Annotated in this window: 14 protein-coding genes; 8 read left to right on the forward strand and 6 right to left on the reverse strand. The window is 63.7% G+C overall.

Annotated features, from left to right (window positions below; translation table 11 throughout):
• Positions 1-73: 73 nt before the first annotated feature.
• Complete coding sequence (locus BTO32_RS18155) at positions 74-394, forward strand: UDP pyrophosphate phosphatase (protein WP_245820345.1); 321 nt, start codon at positions 74-76, stop codon at positions 392-394.
• Complete coding sequence (locus tag BTO32_RS14360) at positions 394-1,221, forward strand: class I SAM-dependent methyltransferase (protein ID WP_076725326.1); 828 nt, start codon at positions 394-396, stop codon at positions 1,219-1,221. Before BTO32_RS18155 ends, BTO32_RS14360 begins: the two co-directional genes overlap by 1 nt.
• A 2-nt stretch (positions 1,222-1,223) precedes the next feature.
• Here BTO32_RS14360 and plsB read toward each other — a convergent pair whose 3' ends face one another.
• Complete coding sequence (gene plsB, locus BTO32_RS14365) at positions 1,224-3,695, reverse strand: glycerol-3-phosphate 1-O-acyltransferase PlsB (protein WP_076725327.1); 2,472 nt, start codon at positions 3,693-3,695, stop codon at positions 1,224-1,226.
• Between the two features lie 144 nt (positions 3,696-3,839).
• Between plsB and nudC the strand changes: the two genes are divergently transcribed.
• Both nudC and murI read left to right on the forward strand, forming a co-directional pair.
• Positions 3,840-4,661, forward strand: a complete 822-nt coding sequence (gene nudC, locus BTO32_RS14370; RefSeq protein WP_076725328.1) for an NAD(+) diphosphatase — start codon at positions 3,840-3,842, stop codon at positions 4,659-4,661.
• Positions 4,658-5,512: a glutamate racemase gene (gene murI / locus BTO32_RS14375; protein ID WP_076725329.1), complete on the forward strand. Its 855-nt coding sequence runs from the start codon at positions 4,658-4,660 to the stop codon at positions 5,510-5,512. Before nudC ends, murI begins: the two co-directional genes overlap by 4 nt.
• Here the strand turns inward: murI and BTO32_RS14380 are convergent.
• The 4 genes from BTO32_RS14380 to BTO32_RS14395 all read right to left on the reverse strand — a co-directional run bounded on the left by BTO32_RS14380 (position 5,490) and on the right by BTO32_RS14395 (position 11,604).
• Positions 5,490-6,497 carry a DUF2156 domain-containing protein gene (locus tag BTO32_RS14380; RefSeq protein WP_076725330.1) on the reverse strand — a complete coding sequence of 336 codons (1,008 nt, stop codon included), beginning with the start codon at positions 6,495-6,497 and terminating at the stop codon, positions 5,490-5,492. The genes murI and BTO32_RS14380 overlap by 23 nt on opposite strands.
• Positions 6,498-6,541: 44 nt before the next feature.
• Positions 6,542-7,195, reverse strand: a complete 654-nt coding sequence (locus BTO32_RS14385) for a class I SAM-dependent methyltransferase (protein ID WP_076725331.1) — start codon at positions 7,193-7,195, stop codon at positions 6,542-6,544.
• 233 nt (positions 7,196-7,428) lie between these two features.
• Positions 7,429-9,603 carry an EAL domain-containing response regulator gene (locus tag BTO32_RS14390; protein ID WP_076725332.1) on the reverse strand — a complete coding sequence of 725 codons (2,175 nt, stop codon included), beginning with the start codon at positions 9,601-9,603 and terminating at the stop codon, positions 7,429-7,431.
• A gap of 18 nt (positions 9,604-9,621) precedes the next feature.
• Positions 9,622-11,604, reverse strand: coding sequence for an HDOD domain-containing protein (locus BTO32_RS14395; protein ID WP_076725333.1), 1,983 nt, complete (start codon positions 11,602-11,604; stop codon positions 9,622-9,624).
• Between the two features lie 220 nt (positions 11,605-11,824).
• On the opposite strand from BTO32_RS14395, the gene BTO32_RS14400 reads away from it, so the two are divergent.
• From BTO32_RS14400 to BTO32_RS14415, 4 genes are all read left to right on the forward strand, one after another.
• Complete coding sequence (locus BTO32_RS14400) at positions 11,825-13,135, forward strand: MinD/ParA family protein (RefSeq protein WP_076725334.1); 1,311 nt, start codon at positions 11,825-11,827, stop codon at positions 13,133-13,135.
• A 166-nt stretch (positions 13,136-13,301) separates the two neighbouring features.
• Entirely contained in the window at positions 13,302-14,840 is a 1,539-nt protein-coding gene (locus tag BTO32_RS14405) for a fatty acyl-CoA reductase (RefSeq protein WP_076725335.1), read from the forward strand.
• A gap of 279 nt (positions 14,841-15,119) precedes the next feature.
• Positions 15,120-17,069, forward strand: coding sequence for an acetate--CoA ligase (gene acs / locus BTO32_RS14410; protein WP_076725336.1), 1,950 nt, complete (start codon positions 15,120-15,122; stop codon positions 17,067-17,069).
• 38 nt (positions 17,070-17,107) lie between these two features.
• A complete protein-coding gene (locus BTO32_RS14415) occupies positions 17,108-17,773 on the forward strand; it encodes a response regulator (protein ID WP_076725337.1) in 666 nt (221 codons plus the stop codon).
• Positions 17,774-17,847: 74 nt separating this feature from the next.
• Here BTO32_RS14415 and BTO32_RS14420 read toward each other — a convergent pair whose 3' ends face one another.
• On the reverse strand, positions 17,848-18,831 hold the full coding sequence (locus BTO32_RS14420) for a D-2-hydroxyacid dehydrogenase (RefSeq protein ID WP_076725338.1): 984 nt from the start codon (positions 18,829-18,831) through the stop codon (positions 17,848-17,850).
• Positions 18,832-18,981 lie beyond the last annotated feature (150 nt).

An 18,981-nucleotide genomic window follows, 5' to 3' on the forward strand; every position in this document is an offset into this window, starting at 1 on the left:
GGCCGGTTTACAAGGCCGCTGCCTTTCTTTCATACTCAGCCTGTTTCTGTCCGTTTCCAGCCGGTAACCTGCCATGTTGATTGGTTCCACCACCGGTGGCATCGCTCCTGCTCAGACCAGCGGCACCGCCACCCGCAAGGGGGACCCCGGTCCCGCCAACGCCGGTGCCCCGGAAGCGCCGCCGGCCGCCGCGTCTCCCGTCCGGGAGAGTGACGGCTATGCACGCCGGGTTGAGGCCCGGCGGGCCGCCGAGGATGCCCGCCTCGAACGTTTCCGGGCGGATGATCTGCCCCTGCCGGCCGCCCGGGCCTTGTCGGCCTTTGCCAGTGTCGCCGCCGTCGGCGATGACTCGGAGACCGCCTCCGGCCTGGCGGGTATTGATATTACGGTGTGATGTCCCGCAACCCTGGTTCCCCGAATTCTCCCTCGCCCCTGCCACTGGCGGTTGCCTGCAGCCCACTGGCGGAGAGTGCCCGTGCCCGGGCACTGGCCGAGCGTTTGGCACTTCCGTATCTGGGGGTGGCGATGCCAAGGGAGGTGTGGCAGGCCGAACGGCTGTTGTTTCTGGACGAGGCCGGGCTGTGCCTGCAGGTGACCGGCCGGGGCGCGCCGGGGCCGATCCGGGCCGAGTTCGTGTCGGGCAGGATGGGCTACCGGCGGGCACATGGCGGGGGTGCCGGCCAGCTGGTGGCCCGGGCGGTGGGGTTGCGGAAAACCCGGCAGCCCCTGCGGGTGCTGGATGCCACTGCGGGGCTGGGGCAGGATGCCTTCGTGCTGGCCAGCCTGGGATGTTCGGTGACGCTGTATGAGCGCAACCCGGTGATCCACGCCCTGCTGGCCGATGGCCTGGACCGGGCCGCACTGAACCCGGACTGCGCGCCTGTGGTGGCACGCATGACGCTGGCGGAGGGCAACAGCATCGAGGCGCTGAGGCACGCCGGACACCCCGTGGCGGACGTGGTGTATCTGGATCCGATGTTTCCGCACCGGGACAAGTCGGCACGGGTAAAGAAGGAGATGGCGGTGTTCCGCACGGTGGTGGGGGACGACCCGGATGCCGGAGCCTTGCTGGCGGCGGCGCTCAAGGCCGCCGCCTATCGGGTGGTGGTCAAGCGCCCGCGCAAGGCGCCAGCCATTGCCGGACCGGAGCCCAGCACCCGGATCGAGGGCAAAAGCAGCCGTTATGACATATACGCGCTGAAGGCACTGCCCTCCGGCTAGCGTCAGGCCCCCAGCATGGTGACCTGCTGGATGGCCTGACGCTTCTCTACGCTCAGAACCAGGCGAGCGTCGTCCGCCACTTCCTCCAGTCCCTCGCCATAAGTGATCAGCCCGTTCTCGTCGGTGTCGATGACGCCGTTTTCCTGCAGGTTGGCGATGAAATTCCGGAACAGGCTCTTGTCGAAGAATTCCGGCGCGTTCAGCCCGAACAGGATGGACATCCGCTCGGCCAGGAGGGCGCTCTGCTCTTCCAGCTCGGCGGCGCTGATCTTACCGGAACCGTATTTTCGCAGAATACCCAGCGCGATATGGTAGCGCTCCAGGGTCTGGATGATGAACCGCGACAGTATTCGCAGCCTCAGGGTGGCTTCGGTGCCTTCTTCCGGTCGGCCGATGCGGCCGTCATCCAGCGCTTTCAGCAGGCCCTGGGCCACCAGAACGTCGATCCAGCGGTGGATGACATCCTCCACCTGGTCCTTGTCATACCTGAGGAACAGCTCCGACTGGAGATAAGGGTAGGCCACGGACGACAGGAACACGATCTTCTCGCGCCGGAGCGATTCCTTGTTCTCGAACAGGCTGGCCACCAGCGAGGGCAGGGCAAACAGGTGCTGGATGTTGTTGCGGTAGTACGTCATCAGGATGGCGTTGCTGCCTTCCAGGGCAATGATGTCGCCCAGTTTCTGGGGCTGGCGGGCGACCAGCCCCATGGCCTCGCAGTAGCTCACCCAGTCACGACCGGACCCTTCCGGCAGGGTGACGGTCTCGGCGTAGGGGTACGCCCTGAGCAGCGAGGCGAACTGGTCCAGCAGCCGGATCAGCTGGCCCTCGTCCATGGCCAGCCGTTCGGTGCCCAGCAGGACGGTGGCGGTTAGGCCGATCGGGTTCACCGCCACCGAAGCGTTGATATGCGAGGCCACCCGGAACGCCAGCTCGTTCACCACCTGGGGCAGCCAAGCCGGGCGATAGTCCGCGTCGTAGGCTTCCTGACGCCAGCTGTCATGCACCTCGTCCAGTACCTGCGCCAGCGGGATGGCGTCACCAAAGTTCACCGACACCCGGCCAAAGGAGTGGGTCAGTTTGCGCATGGCCTTGGCCAGCCCGAAGATGCTCTCCTTCTGTTTTTTCTTGCCGCGCAGTTCGCCCAGGTAAGAGCGGCCTTCCATCACCTTTTCGTAACCGATATACACTGGCACGAACACGATCGGCTTGCGGTGATCCCGGAGGAAGCTGCGGACCGTCATCGACAGCATGCCCGGCCGGGGCTGCAACATGCGGCCGGTCCGGCTGCGCCCACCTTCCACAAAGTATTCCACCGAATAGCCCCGGGAGAACATCACGTGCATGTACTCGTTGAACACGGTGGCGTAGAGGGGGTTGTCCCGGAACGACCGGCGCATGAAGAAGGCGCCGCCCCGGCGCAGGATCGGGCCCACCACCGGCATGTTCAGGTTGATGCCGGCGGCGATGTGCGGCGGCATCAGGCCGTTCTTGTACAGCACGTAGGACAACAGCGGATAGTCGATGTGGGAGCGGTGGCAGGGCACGTACACCACGGCGTTGTCCTGGGCCACTTCCTTGGCCACTTCGATGTTGTTCACCGCGATGCCCTTGTAGATCCGGTTCCACAACCAGGAAAGTACCACCTCCAGAAACCGGATGGTGACAATCGACATGTTGGCGGCGATTTCGTCCGCGTACTTGTAAGCCTTGGCCCGGACCTTTTCCGGGGGGATGTCGTCGCGGGCGGCGGTTTCCCGGATGGCCTCCTTGACGGCCTGGGTGCGCACCAGCCCTTCCACCAGGGTGCGACGGTGCGACAGGTCCGGCCCCAGCACCGCCTGGCGCACGCGGCGGAAATGTGTGCGCAGGATCCGGGCCAGCTTGCGGTTGGCCCGGCCTTCGTTGTGACGGTACTCGTCGATCACCTGCCTGAGTGACAGGGGCCGGTTGAACTGAACGTAGGTGTTGCGCCCATGTACCAGAATAATGAGGAACTTCTGCAGCCGCCCGGCCACGGACCAAGTGTCCGACAGCAGCAGTTTGACCAGCGATTTCTCCTTGTCCGGCGAGCGGCCCCAGAACAGAGAGACGGGGACGATCTGGACATCCTGTTCCGGGTGCTCGATGCCGTAGTGAACCAGCGCCTTGAATTCATGGGTGGGCACCGGGGTCTGCCGCCGGCCCTTGAACAGGCCGCCGGTACGGCGATACAGAAAGAAGAAGGAGTGTGCCGGCCCGTTTTTCACCGGCAGGGCCTCGGTGGCACCGGGCAGGCCGGCCCGGATAACCTCCTGTTCCAGCACCAAGCGGGCGGACAGGGAGCTGTACTGCAGCACGTAGCAGACGGGTTTGTCGGGATCGAGCCCCAGGGCTTCGGCACTGTTGCCGCTGACATCGGTCCGCACCCAGAGGAACAGGATCTTGCGGAACATGGTCAGGATCAGGCTGCGAATGCCCTGGTAAAGTCGCATATCGAATGGCTCCGGTGACTCGAGACAGGCGCTAAGTTTACTTGCTTGATGGCGGTGCGCAAAGCCGCGCCGGCGTTCTGGGCCGGAACCGCGATGTGGTACATTCTGGCATCGACTTCGGTCATTGCGAGGAGCCAGAACACGATGAACGCAGACACCGCCTGGAACGCCGGCTGGAGCCCTGATCCCCCCGTTCCCGGAGCCCCCACCCTGGTGGTTTCCGGTCACCATATCCTGAAACCGGCCCAGGGCTGGCTCCTGCCTTGGGGCCGGGGCCCCCTGGCGGATGCACCGGCGACAGCGGTGATGGTTGGGGAAATGGCCGGTGAGCGGGTGTATGTCACCGAACGGTCGGAGCCGGATCCGGCTCTTGAAACCGTGTCTCTGCGGGAGGCTCTGCTGGCCCGGGAGGATGCGCCGGTGGACTTGCTGAATACCGGCGTGCAGGTCTGGCATTGGTGGCGTGATCACCGCTATTGCGGGCGATGTGGCCGGGAAACCGGGGTTCACCCGAGAGAACGGGCCAAGTGGTGCGAGCCCTGCCAGCTGCCCTGGTATCCACGCATTGCGCCCTGTGTCATCGTGGTGATCCGCCGGGGTGACCGCTTCCTGCTGGCCCGGAACGCTCGGGTCCACCGCCCCTTCTACAGCCTCATCGCCGGATTTGTTGAACCGGGTGAAAGCCTGGAACAGGCGGTAGCCCGGGAGGTTCTCGAGGAAACCGGGTTGCGGGTGGACAACATCCGCTATGCCGCGTCTCAGCCCTGGCCGTTCCCGCACCAGCTGATGGTCGGGTTCTTCGCGGACTACGCCGGCGGGGAGCTGGTGCTGCAGGAGGACGAGCTGGCCGACGCCGGTTGGTTCCGGCCCGGCGACACACCGCCGGTGCCCCCCTTGACCACCATCGCCGGGCGTCTGATCCAGGCCATGGAAGCGGATATCCGGGCCACGGGGGGTGGCCGGTGACACGGGACGCCCGCCCACGCATCCTGGTCTTCGACTCCGGCATCGGCGGCCTCAGTGTCACCCGCTGTATCCGGGCCGTGCTGCCGGGTGTCCATTTCGTCTACCTTGCCGACAGCGCCGGTTTTCCCTACGGCGATCAGTCGGATGGCGTGGTTGTCGAGCGTTGTGTCGCGTTGGTCGAACAGGCCCTGGTCGAATTCCGCTGTGATCTGGTCGTGGTGGCCTGCAACACCGCCAGCACGGTGGTCCTGCCGCACTTGCGAGCCCGGGTGTCGGTGCCGGTGGTTGGGGTGGTGCCGGCGATCAAACCGGCGGCCGGACTGACCCGAAATGGCCGCCTGGGGGTGCTGGCAACGCCGGCGACGATCCGCCGCCCCTACCTGAACCGGCTGATCGACGAGTTCGCGAACCACTGCCTGGTTGAGCGGGTCGGGCACCCGGCCCTGGTGGCCTGGGCCGAGGGGCTGGTCCGGGGGGACCCGGTGCCGGTTTCCGAGCTGGCCGGGGTGCTCCGGCCGCTCAGGGAGGCCGGTGTCGATACGGTGGTGCTCGGCTGCACCCATTACCCCTTGCTGCTGGCGTCGTTGCGCCAGGCGCTGCCGGAGGTGGTGCATTGGGTCGATTCCGGCGAGGCCATCGCTCGCAGGGTATCGTATCTGCTGGCGCAAGGGGCCTGGCCCATGGCTCCGCTCCGGGATCAACGGGCGTACCCGCCGGTGGAGGCCGTCCTGTTGTCGGGCGAAGCCCGGGAGCGGCTGCCCGAATTCATGGTGGAGCTTGACCTGGCCACCGGCCGGGTCGAAAGCCGCTGGGGTGGCCTGGCGCCGGTCAGAGCAGCCGGGTCAGTTTGAACATCGCCAGGAACTCCAGCGCCGGGATCGCGCGCCGGTGGCAACAGTAGGTTTTGACGGTTTCTCCCCGGAAACGGGACTTGGTGAACTCCAGTCCCTTGAAGTTGTATAGAAAGTTGCCTTTTTCGTAAACTAGGTGCAGTAACCGCTTGAGCAACCGGCTCTCCTGTGCCTCGGTCTGCGACGCGAGTGACAGCGGGATCAGGCCGAGGTCGAGGTAGGGTACGCCCTCGGCCTTGAACACGGCCATCGCGTGTGCCATCAGCGTATAGAAAATACCCTGGCGAAAGTCGGCGTTGGCCCGGGAAATGTTGGGCACGTAGCTGATGATCTCGTTGTTCCGGTAGATGGGATCGAAGTATATGAATCCGACCGCTTTGCCATTCTCGTAGGCGTAGAAGTGGCGTTCATTCTCCCGGTAGTCCATCTCCATGGGACGGATCAGGAAGCGGATTTCGTTGCTCTTGCACTTGCGGGTGCGGATCCAGGCTTCGGAAATCTCGCGGGTGTGGTCGTCACTGAACCGTTCTTTCACCACGATGCCTTTCTTCTCCGCCTGGTTGAGCGCTGTGCGCAGGATCTGCTTTTTCTTCCCGGTCAGGTTCCAGCGTTTCAGGTCGATGCGGGACTCGCTGCCGAACTGGGTGCCGTAGAGACCAAACCTCAGGTGCAGGAAGTCCACCACCGGCCGGGATACCTGGATGTAGCTGGCGTTGGGAAAACGCCGGTGGAAGTGTTCCAGAATCACGGGAAAATGCTCCGGTGCGCACACTGGGTCGGACAGCACGAAGGTCCCGCCCCATTTGCGCATGTAGGCGACATAGCCGATGTCGGGCAGGTCGAAGAACTGCATGCCCGGCTGCAGGGTGGAAAAAGATTGGGAATGGGTTCCGTACTTTTTCAGGTACCCGACCCGTTCGCTAAAGGTGAAGTGGCCGGATGCGACGCCCTGGAGACTGTCCAGGGCCAGCAGTTGGTCGGTCATGTCTCGACTCCCGGTTTCTTGTTGTTGTGGGTCGGCTCAGGACATCAGGCCTGTTTTTGCCCGAGAATGGACCAGTAGCAGTCCATGTTGAGCAGCTTGAAATGCTTCTTGGCCGTGACTTCCAGGCCCAGGCGCCGCATGTGCTCCGGGTAGTTGTAGATTTTGTGGAAGGCGTTGTTGGCGAACAGCCAGAAGACGAATACCGCCATGTACCAGTACGCCTTCTTGAACAGGCGTGACAGGAGGTTCCCGGTGGGGTAACAGAAATCGCCCACCACCACCTTGGCGTCCGCCTTGCCCAGACGGATGAGGTGCTCCAGCACTTTCACCATGGTGTCCTCGTCGAACACGTTCAGGAAAAAGTTGGCGACCACCATGTCGTACTGCTCGAATTCCTCCACCTGCATGATGTCGCTGTGAATGCGGCGGATGTTCAGCTGTGGCGCCTCCTTGCGCTGGGCCTCGGCGAACTTGCGCAGCATGGTTTCGGACAGGTCCACCACGGTGACCTCGGCGCCCAGCTCGGCGGCGCGCAGGGCGTCCCGGCCGTGGCCGACACCCGCGAACAGGACGCGGTCGCCGGGGCGGACGGTTTCCACATCCAGCATGGCGGTCTTGCAGCGGTGAATGTTGCGGCCGCTGTAGAGGTTGCTCAGAAAGTCGTAGACAGGACCAATGTACTTGTACTTGTCGCGCATGATGACGGCTGCCTGTTGTTCTTGTTCCTCGGATGCTGACACCTTGTTGTTGTTTTCACTCCGGTCCGTAGAGCGGGGTGTGTCGGTATCAGCGACGTGAGACTTGAGATTAGAGAACAGGCTTGGGCAATTGTGTGGCGCACTCCGCATTTTCGGATACATGCGGTAACGCAAAGAAACACTTTGCAAACCGGGTCATGGTTTGGTTTTGGAGTGTTGGACAATCTTAGTGGCTAGAAGGAGGCTACCCGGGCCGGCCAGCTGCCCAGCAGGCGGTTGATGTCCTCGGGCGGGCGGGCCGGGCCGTAGAAAAAGCCCTGTACCTGGTGGCAGCCCAGGCTGCGTAGGTAATCCAGCTGCTCATCCGTTTCCACGCCCTCGGCCACAATTTCGAGCTTCAGGCCGTGGGCCATGGCCACGATGGCGTTGACGATGCAGGCGCCGTCCTCGCCGCTGCGAATGGCTTTGACGAAGGACTGATCCACCTTGAGGGTGTGGATGGGCAGGCGGTGCAGGTAGTTGAGCGAGGAGTAACCGGTCCCGAAATCGTCGATGGCGATGCGTACGCCGAAGGCGGCCAGCTCCCGGAGTTTCTGACTGATCTGTTCCAGGTCGCTCATGATCACGTTCTCGGTGATCTCGATTTCCAGGTTTTCAGGCGGGAACTGATGGGCTTGGACCCGCTGCATCAGGGTCTCCACGAAACGGGGGTGTTCCACCTGGACCGGAGACAGGTTGACGGCCAGTCGAAGATCCGGATGGCCGGAACGGATCCAGCGCCCCACGTCCTTGCAGGCCCGGTCCAGGACCCGCTCGCTGACCTGGCTGATCAGCCGGGTTTCCTCCGCCAGCGGCAGGAAGTCGCCGGGGTAGAGCAGGCCCCTTTCGGGGTGTTGCCAGCGCACCAGGGCCTCCAGGCCGACGATGCGGTTGCTCTGGGAGCACACCTGCGGCTGGTAGTAGACCTTGAGCTCATCCCGCTCCAGGGCCAGCCGAAGGTCCCGCTCCAGGCTGAGGCGGCTGGCGGTGTCGACGCTCATGCTTTCCGAGTAGAAGCGATAGCCGTCCTTGCCCCGGGCCTTGACGTGATACATGGCAATGTCCGCGCTCTGGATCAGCTGGTCCATGGTGCTGCCGGCTTCCGGAAAGACGGCGATGCCGATGCTGACACCGACAAACACTTCATGCTCGCCGAGCTGGAAGGGCGCCCGCAGCGCCCGGATCAGCTTCTTTGCGATGTGCTTCGCATCGTCGTGGCTGTGGATGGACGGCAGGAGCAGCGTGAATTCGTCGCCGCCGAAACGGGACAGGGTGTCGCCTTTGCGCAGGAACTGGGTCAACCGGTGGGTGACAGCCTGCAGCAGGCGGTCCCCCATGGCGTGGCCGAGGGTATCGTTGACGATCTTGAAACGGTCAAGATCCAGAAACATCACCGCCAGCTTCTGCTGATTGCGGCGGGCCTGGGTGATGGCCAGCTCCAGCCGGTCCTTGAACAACGCCCGGTTGGGCAGTCGGGTCAAGAGGTCATGATAGGCCTGGAAATTGATGAACGCCTCGGCTTCCTTGCGGTCGGTCACATCCCGGGCAATGCCGTAGTAGCGGGCGGTCTTGCCGCTGGCTTCGCCGGCGAGGTTGCTGCTGGGCGGCCAGGTTTGTGGGTCCACCGGGAAAGCGGTGATCTCAAAGTGGCGGGTGGCGCGCCGGCTGCCCCGGGTTTTCAGACGCACCTCCAAAGTCCTGGGGTTGTCCGCTGAAATGCCCGGGCCCTGCAGGGCGTACATGCCCCGGGCCACGTCGCGGTCGTCCAGTACATGGCGGAAGTGCTTGCCGCACAGTTCCGCAGGTGTGTAGCCCAGCAGGCTTTCCACCTTGTGGTTGACGAAGCAGAAATGCCCGTCCTCATCGAGCATGAACACGATGTCCGGCGAGCTGTTGACGATGTAGCGATGCAGCGCCTCGGACTTCTCCAGGCGCATCTGGATGTGCTCGTGGGCGCGCACCAGCGACTGCTGGCTCAGTACGCTTTCCACCGTGGCCAGCAGTTCTTCCGGGTCGAACGGTTTGCGGATGTAGTCGAGGGCGCCCCGGCGCAGGGCACGACTGACCGCGGTAAAGGCGCTTTCCCCGCTGACCACGACGGCACCGCAATCGGGCTGGCACTTGGCCAGGTGGGCCATGACATCGAAGCCGTCCACGTCGGCCATGCGCAGATCCAGCAACGCCAGGTCGAAGGGGTGCTGGTCGATGAGCTCACAGGCCCGTCGGCCACCGGTAGCGGCGGTGACGTCGTAACCCTGCTGACGCAGCAGGGAGGCCAGGGTGTTCAGGAGGCGGGGCTCGTCATCTACAACCAGAATGCGCGCCGAGACCGCTTGACTGCGTGGCTGCTCCGTATGTTCCGGTGTCATCGGTCGGTACCTGTATCGTCAATCTGTCTCGTTGTCGTTCCTGGTCGCCGCCGGGAACAGGATCCGGAAGGTGGTGCCTTCCTGGCTGGTCCGGCAGGCAACGATGCCCTCCATGTCATCAATGAGTTGCTTCACAATACTCAGGCCCAAACCGCTGTGGCCTTCTCCCTTTGTGCTGCTGACCGGCATGAACAGACGTTCCCTGAGGTGCTCGGGGATGCCCGGGCCGGTATCGCTGATTTCCAGTTCCACCCAGGTCCGGTGATTTTGCCAGATCGGGGCGGAGGTTCGTATGGTCACTTGGCCCCCGTCCGGTGGCAACGCTTCCGCGGCGTTGCGCAGTAGGTTGAGCGCTACCTGCCGTATCGACGAGGCCTTGCCGCGAATGGTCGTCGGTGCCGGACACAGGGCCAGACGCAGTTGCCGGTTATCGCGGCTGAACAGGGTGTCCTCCAGGATCCTTGCCAGGCTTCGCAGCTCCTCGTTAAGTTCCACGCCCTGGTCGGTGCGGGCGGGGGTGTCGCTGTGACTCATTTGCAGCAGCAGGTTGCCGGCCCGGTCCAGTTCGTCCCGGATCACGTCCAGTTCCCGCTGGAGGTCCGTGTCCTCCAGCCGGCCCCTGAGCTGGTAAATGTACTGACGGATGATGGTCAGGGGGTTGCTGATTTCGTGCACCTGCCGGCGCAGCTGCTCCCGTTCCAGTTCCTGTCGCAGCCGGTCGGAGTCCGGCATCGCTTCGCAATCGTTCTGCCGGGGGGCCAGGACCCGGCCCAGTTGCTGGGCAAACAGGGTGGCCCGTTCCAGCGTCGCCGGCCCGGGCGAGGTTTCCGTGCCCAGCACAAAGACTCCGGGACAATCGGTGCCGATCACCACCGGTATTGCCAGCAGCGAGGGCGTGTGCAGCAACGACAGCAGCTGCCGGTCCAGCACGGTGGGGCTGCGCTCGCCCAGGGCGAGCGGCTGGTGGGTGTGGAACGCCTCGGTCAGCACACTGCCGCCCCGGGTTGAGGTCACGCTGAGTTCCGGCATCGGTCCGCAGCTGCCGGACAGCAGCACCAGCGACTGCTCGACGGGGCCGAAGCACAGGGCCGGGTAGCCGGTCACAAGGGTCAGACTGGCAACGGTTTCGGCAAGAATGTCCTGGCGGCCACCGGCGAGGTCCGCCAGACCGATGGCCTGGCTGGCCATGGCTTGGCTCAGGATGGCCTGACGCAGTTTGCGGGTGGCGTCCTCGCCATCGTAGGTCTCGTCCAGAGGGATGCCCAGGGAGGCTGCGGTGCCGGCGACTTCGTGGTCAATGCGGCGGCGGATTTCCCGGGTCAGTTCCTCGCTCAGACCGAACACGGTGCCCGCCGCGGCGATACCGGAGGCATCGTTCAGGGCCAGGCGGGTGGCCAGGCTGATGACCTTGACCAAGTGACCGGCGTCCCGCAGTTCATTGGGCAATGCCTGCTGGTAGCGCAGGGCGTCGGCGGCCATGGGGCCGAGACCCCAGGCTGTGACCAGGTTGGCGGCCAGGTCGGCCTGATGGGTGAAGTAGTACTGCTTGGTTTCCGGTTCCCGGGTCTTGATGGCGATCAGTTCGCCGATGTTGTGAACCATGCCCAGCATGAAGGCTTCATCGGGTTCGGGGTAGCTGGTCAGCGTCGCCAAGGCGCGGGCGGTAAGGGCGGTGGTCAGGGAATGGCGCCAGAAGTCTCGCAGCTGCTGCCACTCGTCACCACCGAGCTCGAACAGGAGCTGGCGGAGCGCGGCGGTCAGGACCAGGGTATGAAAGCGGCGGGTGCCCAGCCGCAGCAGAGCCTGGTCGATGGAGCGTATGCGGGTGGCGGGGCCATAAAGTGCCGAGTTGGCCAGCGCGAGGATTCGGGTGACCAGTGCGGTATCGTTGGAAACGATGTCGGTGATGGTCCGATAGTTCGCGTCCTGGTGGCATGCCTCAAGCGCCCGTAGGGTGACCTCCGGAAGGCTCGGTAGCTGAATGTCTGGCGCCATGTGCATAAAACTCGCTTGCCGCCCGGAACGAGCGCCCAATATCAAGTGACCAATAGGGACATCAGTCTTTCTTTTTATTGTCCAGTGAGATTAGACAATAAATTGTACATATTAAATAGTTATTGCTCTTTTTTTAAGCAATATATGATCTGATCTGTGATATGTGTAGAATTTTTACAGGTTAGCCCGACGGGCTTTGAATTGCCATGGATGAAAACGCACGCCGATGACCTCCAGCTCCTCCACCTCCAAGCACAATCCGGACCTGCCCAGAACCCTTGCCATCGCCGGAGGCAAGGGCGGCGTGGGGAAAACCTCGGTGGCCCTGAACCTGGCCCTGACCCTGTCGCGGCTCGGGCATCGGGTGCTGTTGCTGGACGGTGATACCGACTTGGCCAACGTCAGTATCCTGGTCGGACTTTACCCCAAGAAAACCCTGGCCGACGTTATCAGCGGAGACTGCCGGATCGAGGATGTGCTGTTGCACGCCGACTACGGTCTGCACATCGTGCCGGGGGCTTCCGGCGTCCAGGCGTGCATGGACCTGGGGCCGGAGGACAGTGCCCGGGTGCTGGGCGCGCTGGCGCGCCTGGAGCGCCGCTATGACTATATCCTCATCGACACCGCCGCCGGCCTGCAGGCGACCACGCTGCACATGATCGCCGCCGCCGAGCTGGCCTGCGTGGTGGTAACTCCGGACCCGGCGTCCCTGACCGATGCCTTTTCCCTGATCAAGGTCTTGAGGCGACGCGGTTACCGGCGGCGGCCGAGTATTCTGGTCAACATGGCCCAGGGGGCCAGCCAGGCACGCTCGGTGTTTCAGCGCCTGGACGCCGCCGCGCGCCGGCACCTGGGCGACTCCCTGCATTATCTGGGGGCCATCTGGCGCGACGAGACCCTGCGCCAGTCGGTGCTGACTCAGCGGCCGGTGGCGTTGCTGCCGGCTTCCGACCCCTCCTGTCGGCAGTTTCATACCCTGGTGGACATGCTGGAGGTCCGTCTGTCCCAGTTGCCTCCCCGCAAGGCGGGCATTGCCGCTTACTGGTATTCGGCGGCCCGCAGGCAGGCGCGAAGCCCGGTATCGGCACCGGTGGCTCCTGCCGAAAGTGCCCGTCAGACCTGCCAGCGGGCCATCGAGCAGCTGGACACCGTGTTGGCCCGGGATGACGCCGATGTCATGCTGCGCTATGAAGCATTCAACCGGCTTTTTGCACTACTAGGGCGCACGCTCGACGGCGACGCCATCGAGATCGTCCAGACCGGTCTGGCGGCGCTGCCGTGGGAGCGGGTGCCGGCGGACCTGCGACAGCGGATGGCCCGTCATCTTCGGGATCTGGCAGACCAGCTGGCTGCGCCGGAAACCGCGGCCGATCCTGTCGGCGAGGACCACGAGACCGGGGCGGAGCCGGTGTATGACCGGGTCAGCTTTGGTGATCAGGAACGCCTGCTCCAGGTGTTGCGGGAGCAGCCGGCGGACATCGCCCTGGACGAGCTGCTGCGCTCGCTGGCCGGAAAGGCTCGAAAACCCCGGTCCTGAAGCGGTCGGGCGCGGCCGCCCGGGGTATTTTTTTGTATCGCAACTTTGCAGTGTGTCACCATGTTGCCATGGAAACTGTGCAACGATTGAGCAGGTGCCCGCGATCGTGGCCCGCAATATGCAATGTCTTTCGGTGAAGATCCGATACTTGAGAAGGAGTTCTCCCATGGCAACACCGCATGTATCCACCGAGTCGTCCTCGAACGTCCTGGAAACGCTTCGGGGCAAGCACGTTCTGATCACCGGCACCACTGGGTTCCTGGGCAAGGTGGTTCTGGAAAAACTGATCCGTGCGGTGCCGGACATCGGCGGCATTCACCTGCTGATCCGTGGGAACAAGCGGCATCCGGATGCCCGCAGCCGGTTTCTGAATGAAGTGGCGACCTCGTCCGTATTTGAACGCCTGAGGGCGGAGGACAACGACGGGTTCGAGGCGTTTCTGGAGGAGCGGGTCCATTGCGTTACCGGGGAAGTCACCGAAGCCCGGTTTGGTCTGGCCGATGCCGAGTTCAGGGCCCTGGCCGGCCGCTTGGACGCCGTCATCAACTCCGCGGCGAGTGTCAACTTCCGCGAGGAACTCGACAAGGCACTGGCCATCAACACTCTGTGCCTGCACAACATCGCCGATCTGGCTGCGCGCAATCCTGACCTGGCGGTTATTCAGGTCTCCACCTGCTACGTCAATGGCATGAACTCGGGGCAAGTGACGGAATCCGTCATCAAGCCGGCGGGGGAAGCCATACCCCGGACCGCACACGGCTACTACGAAATCTCCGAGTTGGTGCGTCTGCTGCAGGACAAGATCGCCGACGTCCGCTCCCGATACTCCGGCAAAACTCTGGAAAAGAAACTGGTGGAGCTGGGCATCCGCGAGGCCAACCGCTACGGCTGGAGCGACACCTACACCTTCACCAAGTGGTTGGGCGAACAACTGTTGATGAAGGCACTTGCCGGCCGGACTCTGACCATTGTCCGGCCCTCCATCATTGAGAGCGCTCTGGAAGAACCGGTGCCGGGCTGGATCGAGGGCGTTAAGGTGGCGGACGCCATCATCCTGGCCTATGCCCGGGAGAAGGTGACCCTGTTCCCCGGCAAGCGCTCCGGCGTGATCGACGTGATCCCGGTGGACCTGGTCGCCAACGCCATTGTCCTGGCCTTGGCCGAGGCGTTGTCGGCTCCCGCCGGCCCGCGTGTGTACCAGTGCTGCAGCGGCAGCTCCAACCCCATTTCCCTGGGGCAGTTCATCGACCACCTGATGGCGGAGTCGAAAGCCAACTATGCCGCCTATGACTCGCTGTTCTACCGGCAGCCCACCAAGCCGTTCGTGGCCGTCAACCGACGCCTGTTCGATGCCATCATGGGGGGCGTGCGTCTGCCCCTGAGCCTGGCCGACCGGGTCTTCAGGCTGCTGGGGCAGAGCCGGGAGCTGAAGATGCTGCGCAATCTGGATACCACCCGCTCGCTGGCCACCATCTTCGGTTTTTACACGGCGCCCGATTACATCTTCCGCAACGACGAGTTGCTGGCCCTGTCGGCCCGGATGGGGGCCGTGGATCAGGCCCTGTTCCCGGTGGATGCCCGTCGCATCGACTGGTCCGTCTACCTGCGCAAGATCCACCTGGCGGGGCTGAACCGCTACGCCCTGAAGGAGCGCAAGCTGTACAGCCTGCGCTCCGCCAAAGCGAGAAAGAAACAGGCCGCCTGAGTCTGAATCAAGGTCCGGCCCGCCGGGGGCCGGACCTTGCGCTTCCCCCGTTCCCGTCTATTCTTGAGACAGCTTCCTTTTTGAGCGATTTTCTGTCCGTTTCCTGCACTTTTCCGTGTGTTTCTGTCTAAAAGTGCAGGCGCATTAGGACGTTAGTCTAATTCATTGTGTGGTGGCACACAGGTAGAACTAGCACTATCCGTCTTCCGGGCCCGGCAGGCCCGCCGCTCTATTTCAAAACCGACAATGACAACAGACTCTGAATCAAGGGGGAGCACAATGACAGACAAGCACGTATACCCGGTCAGTCCCGAGGTGGCCCAGCGCGCGCTGCTGAACCGCGAACAGTATGAGGCCATGTACCGTCAGTCCATCGAGGATCCGGACACCTTCTGGGGCGAGCATGGCAAGCGGATCGACTGGATCAAGCCATACACCAAGGTCAAGAACACCACGTACGACTACAACAACCTGTCCATCAAATGGTTCGAGGACGGCGTACTGAACGCCTCCGCCAACTGCCTGGATCGCCACCTGGAAACGCGGGGTGACCAGACCGCCATCATCTTCGAGGGCGATGACCCGTCCGAATCCCGTCACGTGACCTATCGCGAGTTGCACGAGGCCACTTGCCGGTTCGCCAATGTGCTCAAGAGCCGGGGTGTGAAGAAGGGCGACGTCGTCACCATCTACATGCCGATGATCATCGAAACCGCCGTGGCCATGCTCGCCTGTGCCCGCATCGGTGCCATCCACTCGGTGGTCTTTGGCGGCTTCTCGCCGGAAGCTCTGGCGGCCCGGATCGTCAACGGCAAGTCACGCTATGTGATCACTGCTGATGAAGGGCTGCGTGGTGGCCGAACCATCCCGCTCAAGAAAAACGTGGACGCCGCTCTGCGTCACGAGGAAGCGGCCAACGTCGAGACGGTCATCGTGGTGACCCGCACCGGCAATCAGGCGGTGCCCTGGACCGAAGGTCGTGACTTCCGTTATGAGGACTTGATGAAGGCCGCGTCGCCGGAGTGCGATCCGGAGCCGATGAACGCGGAAGACCCGCTGTTCATGCTCTACACCTCCGGCTCCACCGGTGCGCCCAAGGGCGTGTTGCACACCACCGGGGGTTACATGGTGTACGCCTCCATGACCCACCAGTATGTGTTTGACTACCACGACGGTGACGTCTACTGGTGCACCGCTGACTTCGGCTGGGTAACCGGCCACAGCTACATCCTGTACGGCCCCCTGGCCAACGGTGCCATCACCCTGTTGTTCGAGGGCGTGCCCAACTATCCGGACAGCTCCCGGATCGGCAAGATCGTGGACAAGCACCAAGTCAACATCCTGTACACCGCGCCGACGGCGATCCGTGCCCTGATGGCCGAGGGTGAGTCCTGCATGGCGGGGACCTCCCGTGAGAGCCTGAAACTGCTCGGTTCCGTGGGTGAGCCCATCAACCCCGAGGCCTGGGAGTGGTACCACCGGGTGATCGGCAACGGCAAGTGCCCGATCGTGGATACCTGGTGGCAGACCGAGACCGGCGGCATTCTGATCGCGCCCCTGCCTGGCGCCATCGACCTTAAGCCGGGGTCCGCCACGGTGCCTTTCTTCGGAGTCCAGCCGGCGCTGGTGGACAGCGAGGGCAACATCCTGGAGGGCGCGACCGAGGGCAACCTGGTGATCCTGGACAGCTGGCCCGGCCAGATGCGGACCATCTACGGTGATCACGAACGCTTCGTGCAGACCTACTTCAGCACCTACAAGGGTATGTATTTCACCGGTGACGGTGCCCGTCGGGACGAGGATGGCTACTACTGGATCACCGGCCGGGTGGACGACGTGCTGAACGTCTCCGGCCACCGACTCGGCACCGCCGAAATCGAGAGTGCCCTGGTGGCCCACGAGAAGGTGGCCGAAGCGGCCGTGGTGGGGTATCCGCACGAGATCAAGGGGCAGGGCATCTACGTTTACGTCACCCTGGTGCAGGGCGAGGAGCCGACCGATGCCCTGAAGAAAGAGCTGGTGCAGTGGGTTCGTCAGGAAATCGGTCCGATTGCCTCTCCGGATGTGATCCAGTGGGCGCCTGGACTGCCCAAGACCCGCTCTGGCAAGATTATGCGCCGGATTTTGCGTAAGATTGCCGCCAACGAACACGATCAGCTGGGCGATACGTCCACCCTGGCGGACCCGAGCGTCGTGGATGATCTGATCAACAGCCGGGCGTTCAAGTAACGCCGGCTGTTGCCAACAACCTGTGAGGACTCTGTTGAATGGCACAAACAATTATCGTCGCTGATGATCACCCCCTGTTTCGCGCAGCACTCAAGCAGGCGGTCAATCAGGCAGTGCCGGGTGCGGAGACCGTGGAGGTCGACAGCATCAAGTCACTGCAGGCGGCGGTGGAGTCGCACCCCGATGCGGACCTGATCCTGCTGGATCTGAACATGCCGGGGGCCCACGGTTTTTCGGGGCTGGTGTTCATGCGTGGACAGTACCCCGGTCTGCCCGTGGTGGTTGTGTCGGGCTCCGAGGACTTGCAGGTGATGCGGCGTTCGATCGATTACGGGGCATCCGGCTTCATTCCGAAGTCGGCTCCCCTGCCGACCATTACCGAAGCGATCCAGGCGGTCCTGGAAGGGGATGTCTGGCTGCCGGAGGGCGTGGCCGAAAAAATCGAGCGCATGCAGTCTGAGGCCACCGACTTCTCCGAACGGCTGGCGTCGCTGACGCCCCAGCAGTTCCGGGTGTTGGGCATGCTGGCGGAGGGACTGCTGAACAAGCAGATCGCTTACGACCTGGATGTCTCCGAGGCGACCATCAAGGCGCACATCACCGCGGTGTTCCGGAAACTGGGGGTCCGCAACCGGACCCAGGCCGTCATCGCCATCAAGCAAATGGAAATCGACCCGTCGGGGCAGTCGCTGTCCGGTGGCTGAAAAGGCCGGTGCGGCATGGATTGAACGAACAGGGGCAGCTCTCGGGCTGCCCCTGTTCGTATCCGTGACCGGCCTCAACGCTCGCCTGCATATCCGAGCCGTTTGTCCACGACGTTAAACAGGGGGCGACCCCGGTGCCAGTGGTCGAAGTTGTCCAGGAACTGATCGGTCAGTGCCCGTCGCCAGCCAATGACATCGCCGGCCATGTGTGCGGTCATGATGACGGTGTCCAGGTCCCACAGGGGGTGATCCGCCGGCAGGGGTTCCTCCTCGAATACATCCAGGGCGGCTCCGGCGATCTCGCCGGCTTCCAAGGCGGCCACCAGGGCCTGGGTATCGACGATGGGGCCCCGGCCAATGTTGATCAAACGCGCGCTCCGGCGCATGGCCCGGAAGGCATCGGCGTTGAACAGGCCCCGGGTCTGGGGGGTAAGGGGCGCGGCGATCACCACATAGTCGAAGTGACCAAGCAGGTCCAGTAACTGATCGTTGCCATGAACCGCGACGAAGTCCGGATCGTCCCGGCGCGGGGTCCGGGCCACGCCGTGGGGCTCCATGCCGATGGCCCGGACCAGACGGGCGATTTCCCGGCCAATGGAGCCGGCGCCCACCACCAGAACCTGTCGGCCCTCGACGCGCTCGGTCTCCCGGTGGCGCCACTCGTGGCGCTGCTGCAGGCGGATCGATGTCGGAAAATCCTTGGCAAACATCAGCAGCGTGCAGAGCACGTATTCGGCAATGGCACGATCGAAGATGCCCTTGGCATTGGTGACCACCACGTCGCTTTCGATGAGGGCGGGAAACATCAGGGCGTCCACGCCGGCACTGGTGGCGTGAATCCACTGCAGCCGATCCGCCGCCGGCCAGGCCGCTGCCAGGGCTTCGGTCCGGAAATCGGTCACCATCAAAACGTCGGTGCCGGGCAGGGTGGCGCGCAGGGTCTGCTCGTCGCAGGCAAAGCGCACCTGGGCGCGGGCCCTCAGGCTGTCAATGCCGGGCGGCTCGGGCTCCCCCGGCGCGGTCAGTACCGTGACGACGGGCTGGGTGTTCTCGGTCATGGCTCCTCCGCTGGGTGGTGACTGACAACCGGCCCCGGCCGGTTGGCGCTTGTTACAGTCTGGTGGGCGGCGATGACCGGGTCAACCCGGAGGGGTTTACCTTGTAGCCCCGGTTTTTCGTGTCTACCCTGCAAGGGAGGTCCTTGTCAT

The sequence above is a fragment of the Marinobacter lutaoensis genome (assembly GCF_001981305.1).
Taxonomy (GTDB): Bacteria; Pseudomonadota; Gammaproteobacteria; order Pseudomonadales; family Oleiphilaceae; genus Marinobacter; species Marinobacter lutaoensis.

Coding starts and splice junctions, on each gene's coding strand:
- acs (WP_076725336.1), top strand. CDS start 15,120: ATGACAGACAAGCACGTATACCCGGTCAGTCCCGAGGTGGCCCAGCGC.
- BTO32_RS14405 (WP_076725335.1), top strand. CDS start 13,302: ATGGCAACACCGCATGTATCCACCGAGTCGTCCTCGAACGTCCTGGAA.
- BTO32_RS14420 (WP_076725338.1), bottom strand. CDS start 18,831: ATGACCGAGAACACCCAGCCCGTCGTCACGGTACTGACCGCGCCGGGG.
- BTO32_RS14390 (WP_076725332.1), bottom strand. CDS start 9,603: ATGACACCGGAACATACGGAGCAGCCACGCAGTCAAGCGGTCTCGGCG.
- BTO32_RS14360 (WP_076725326.1), top strand. CDS start 394: ATGTCCCGCAACCCTGGTTCCCCGAATTCTCCCTCGCCCCTGCCACTG.
- BTO32_RS14395 (WP_076725333.1), bottom strand. CDS start 11,604: ATGCACATGGCGCCAGACATTCAGCTACCGAGCCTTCCGGAGGTCACC.
- BTO32_RS18155 (WP_245820345.1), top strand. CDS start 74: ATGTTGATTGGTTCCACCACCGGTGGCATCGCTCCTGCTCAGACCAGC.
- nudC (WP_076725328.1), top strand. CDS start 3,840: ATGAACGCAGACACCGCCTGGAACGCCGGCTGGAGCCCTGATCCCCCC.
- BTO32_RS14415 (WP_076725337.1), top strand. CDS start 17,108: ATGGCACAAACAATTATCGTCGCTGATGATCACCCCCTGTTTCGCGCA.
- BTO32_RS14400 (WP_076725334.1), top strand. CDS start 11,825: ATGACCTCCAGCTCCTCCACCTCCAAGCACAATCCGGACCTGCCCAGA.
- plsB (WP_076725327.1), bottom strand. CDS start 3,695: ATGCGACTTTACCAGGGCATTCGCAGCCTGATCCTGACCATGTTCCGC.
- BTO32_RS14385 (WP_076725331.1), bottom strand. CDS start 7,195: ATGCGCGACAAGTACAAGTACATTGGTCCTGTCTACGACTTTCTGAGC.
- BTO32_RS14380 (WP_076725330.1), bottom strand. CDS start 6,497: ATGACCGACCAACTGCTGGCCCTGGACAGTCTCCAGGGCGTCGCATCC.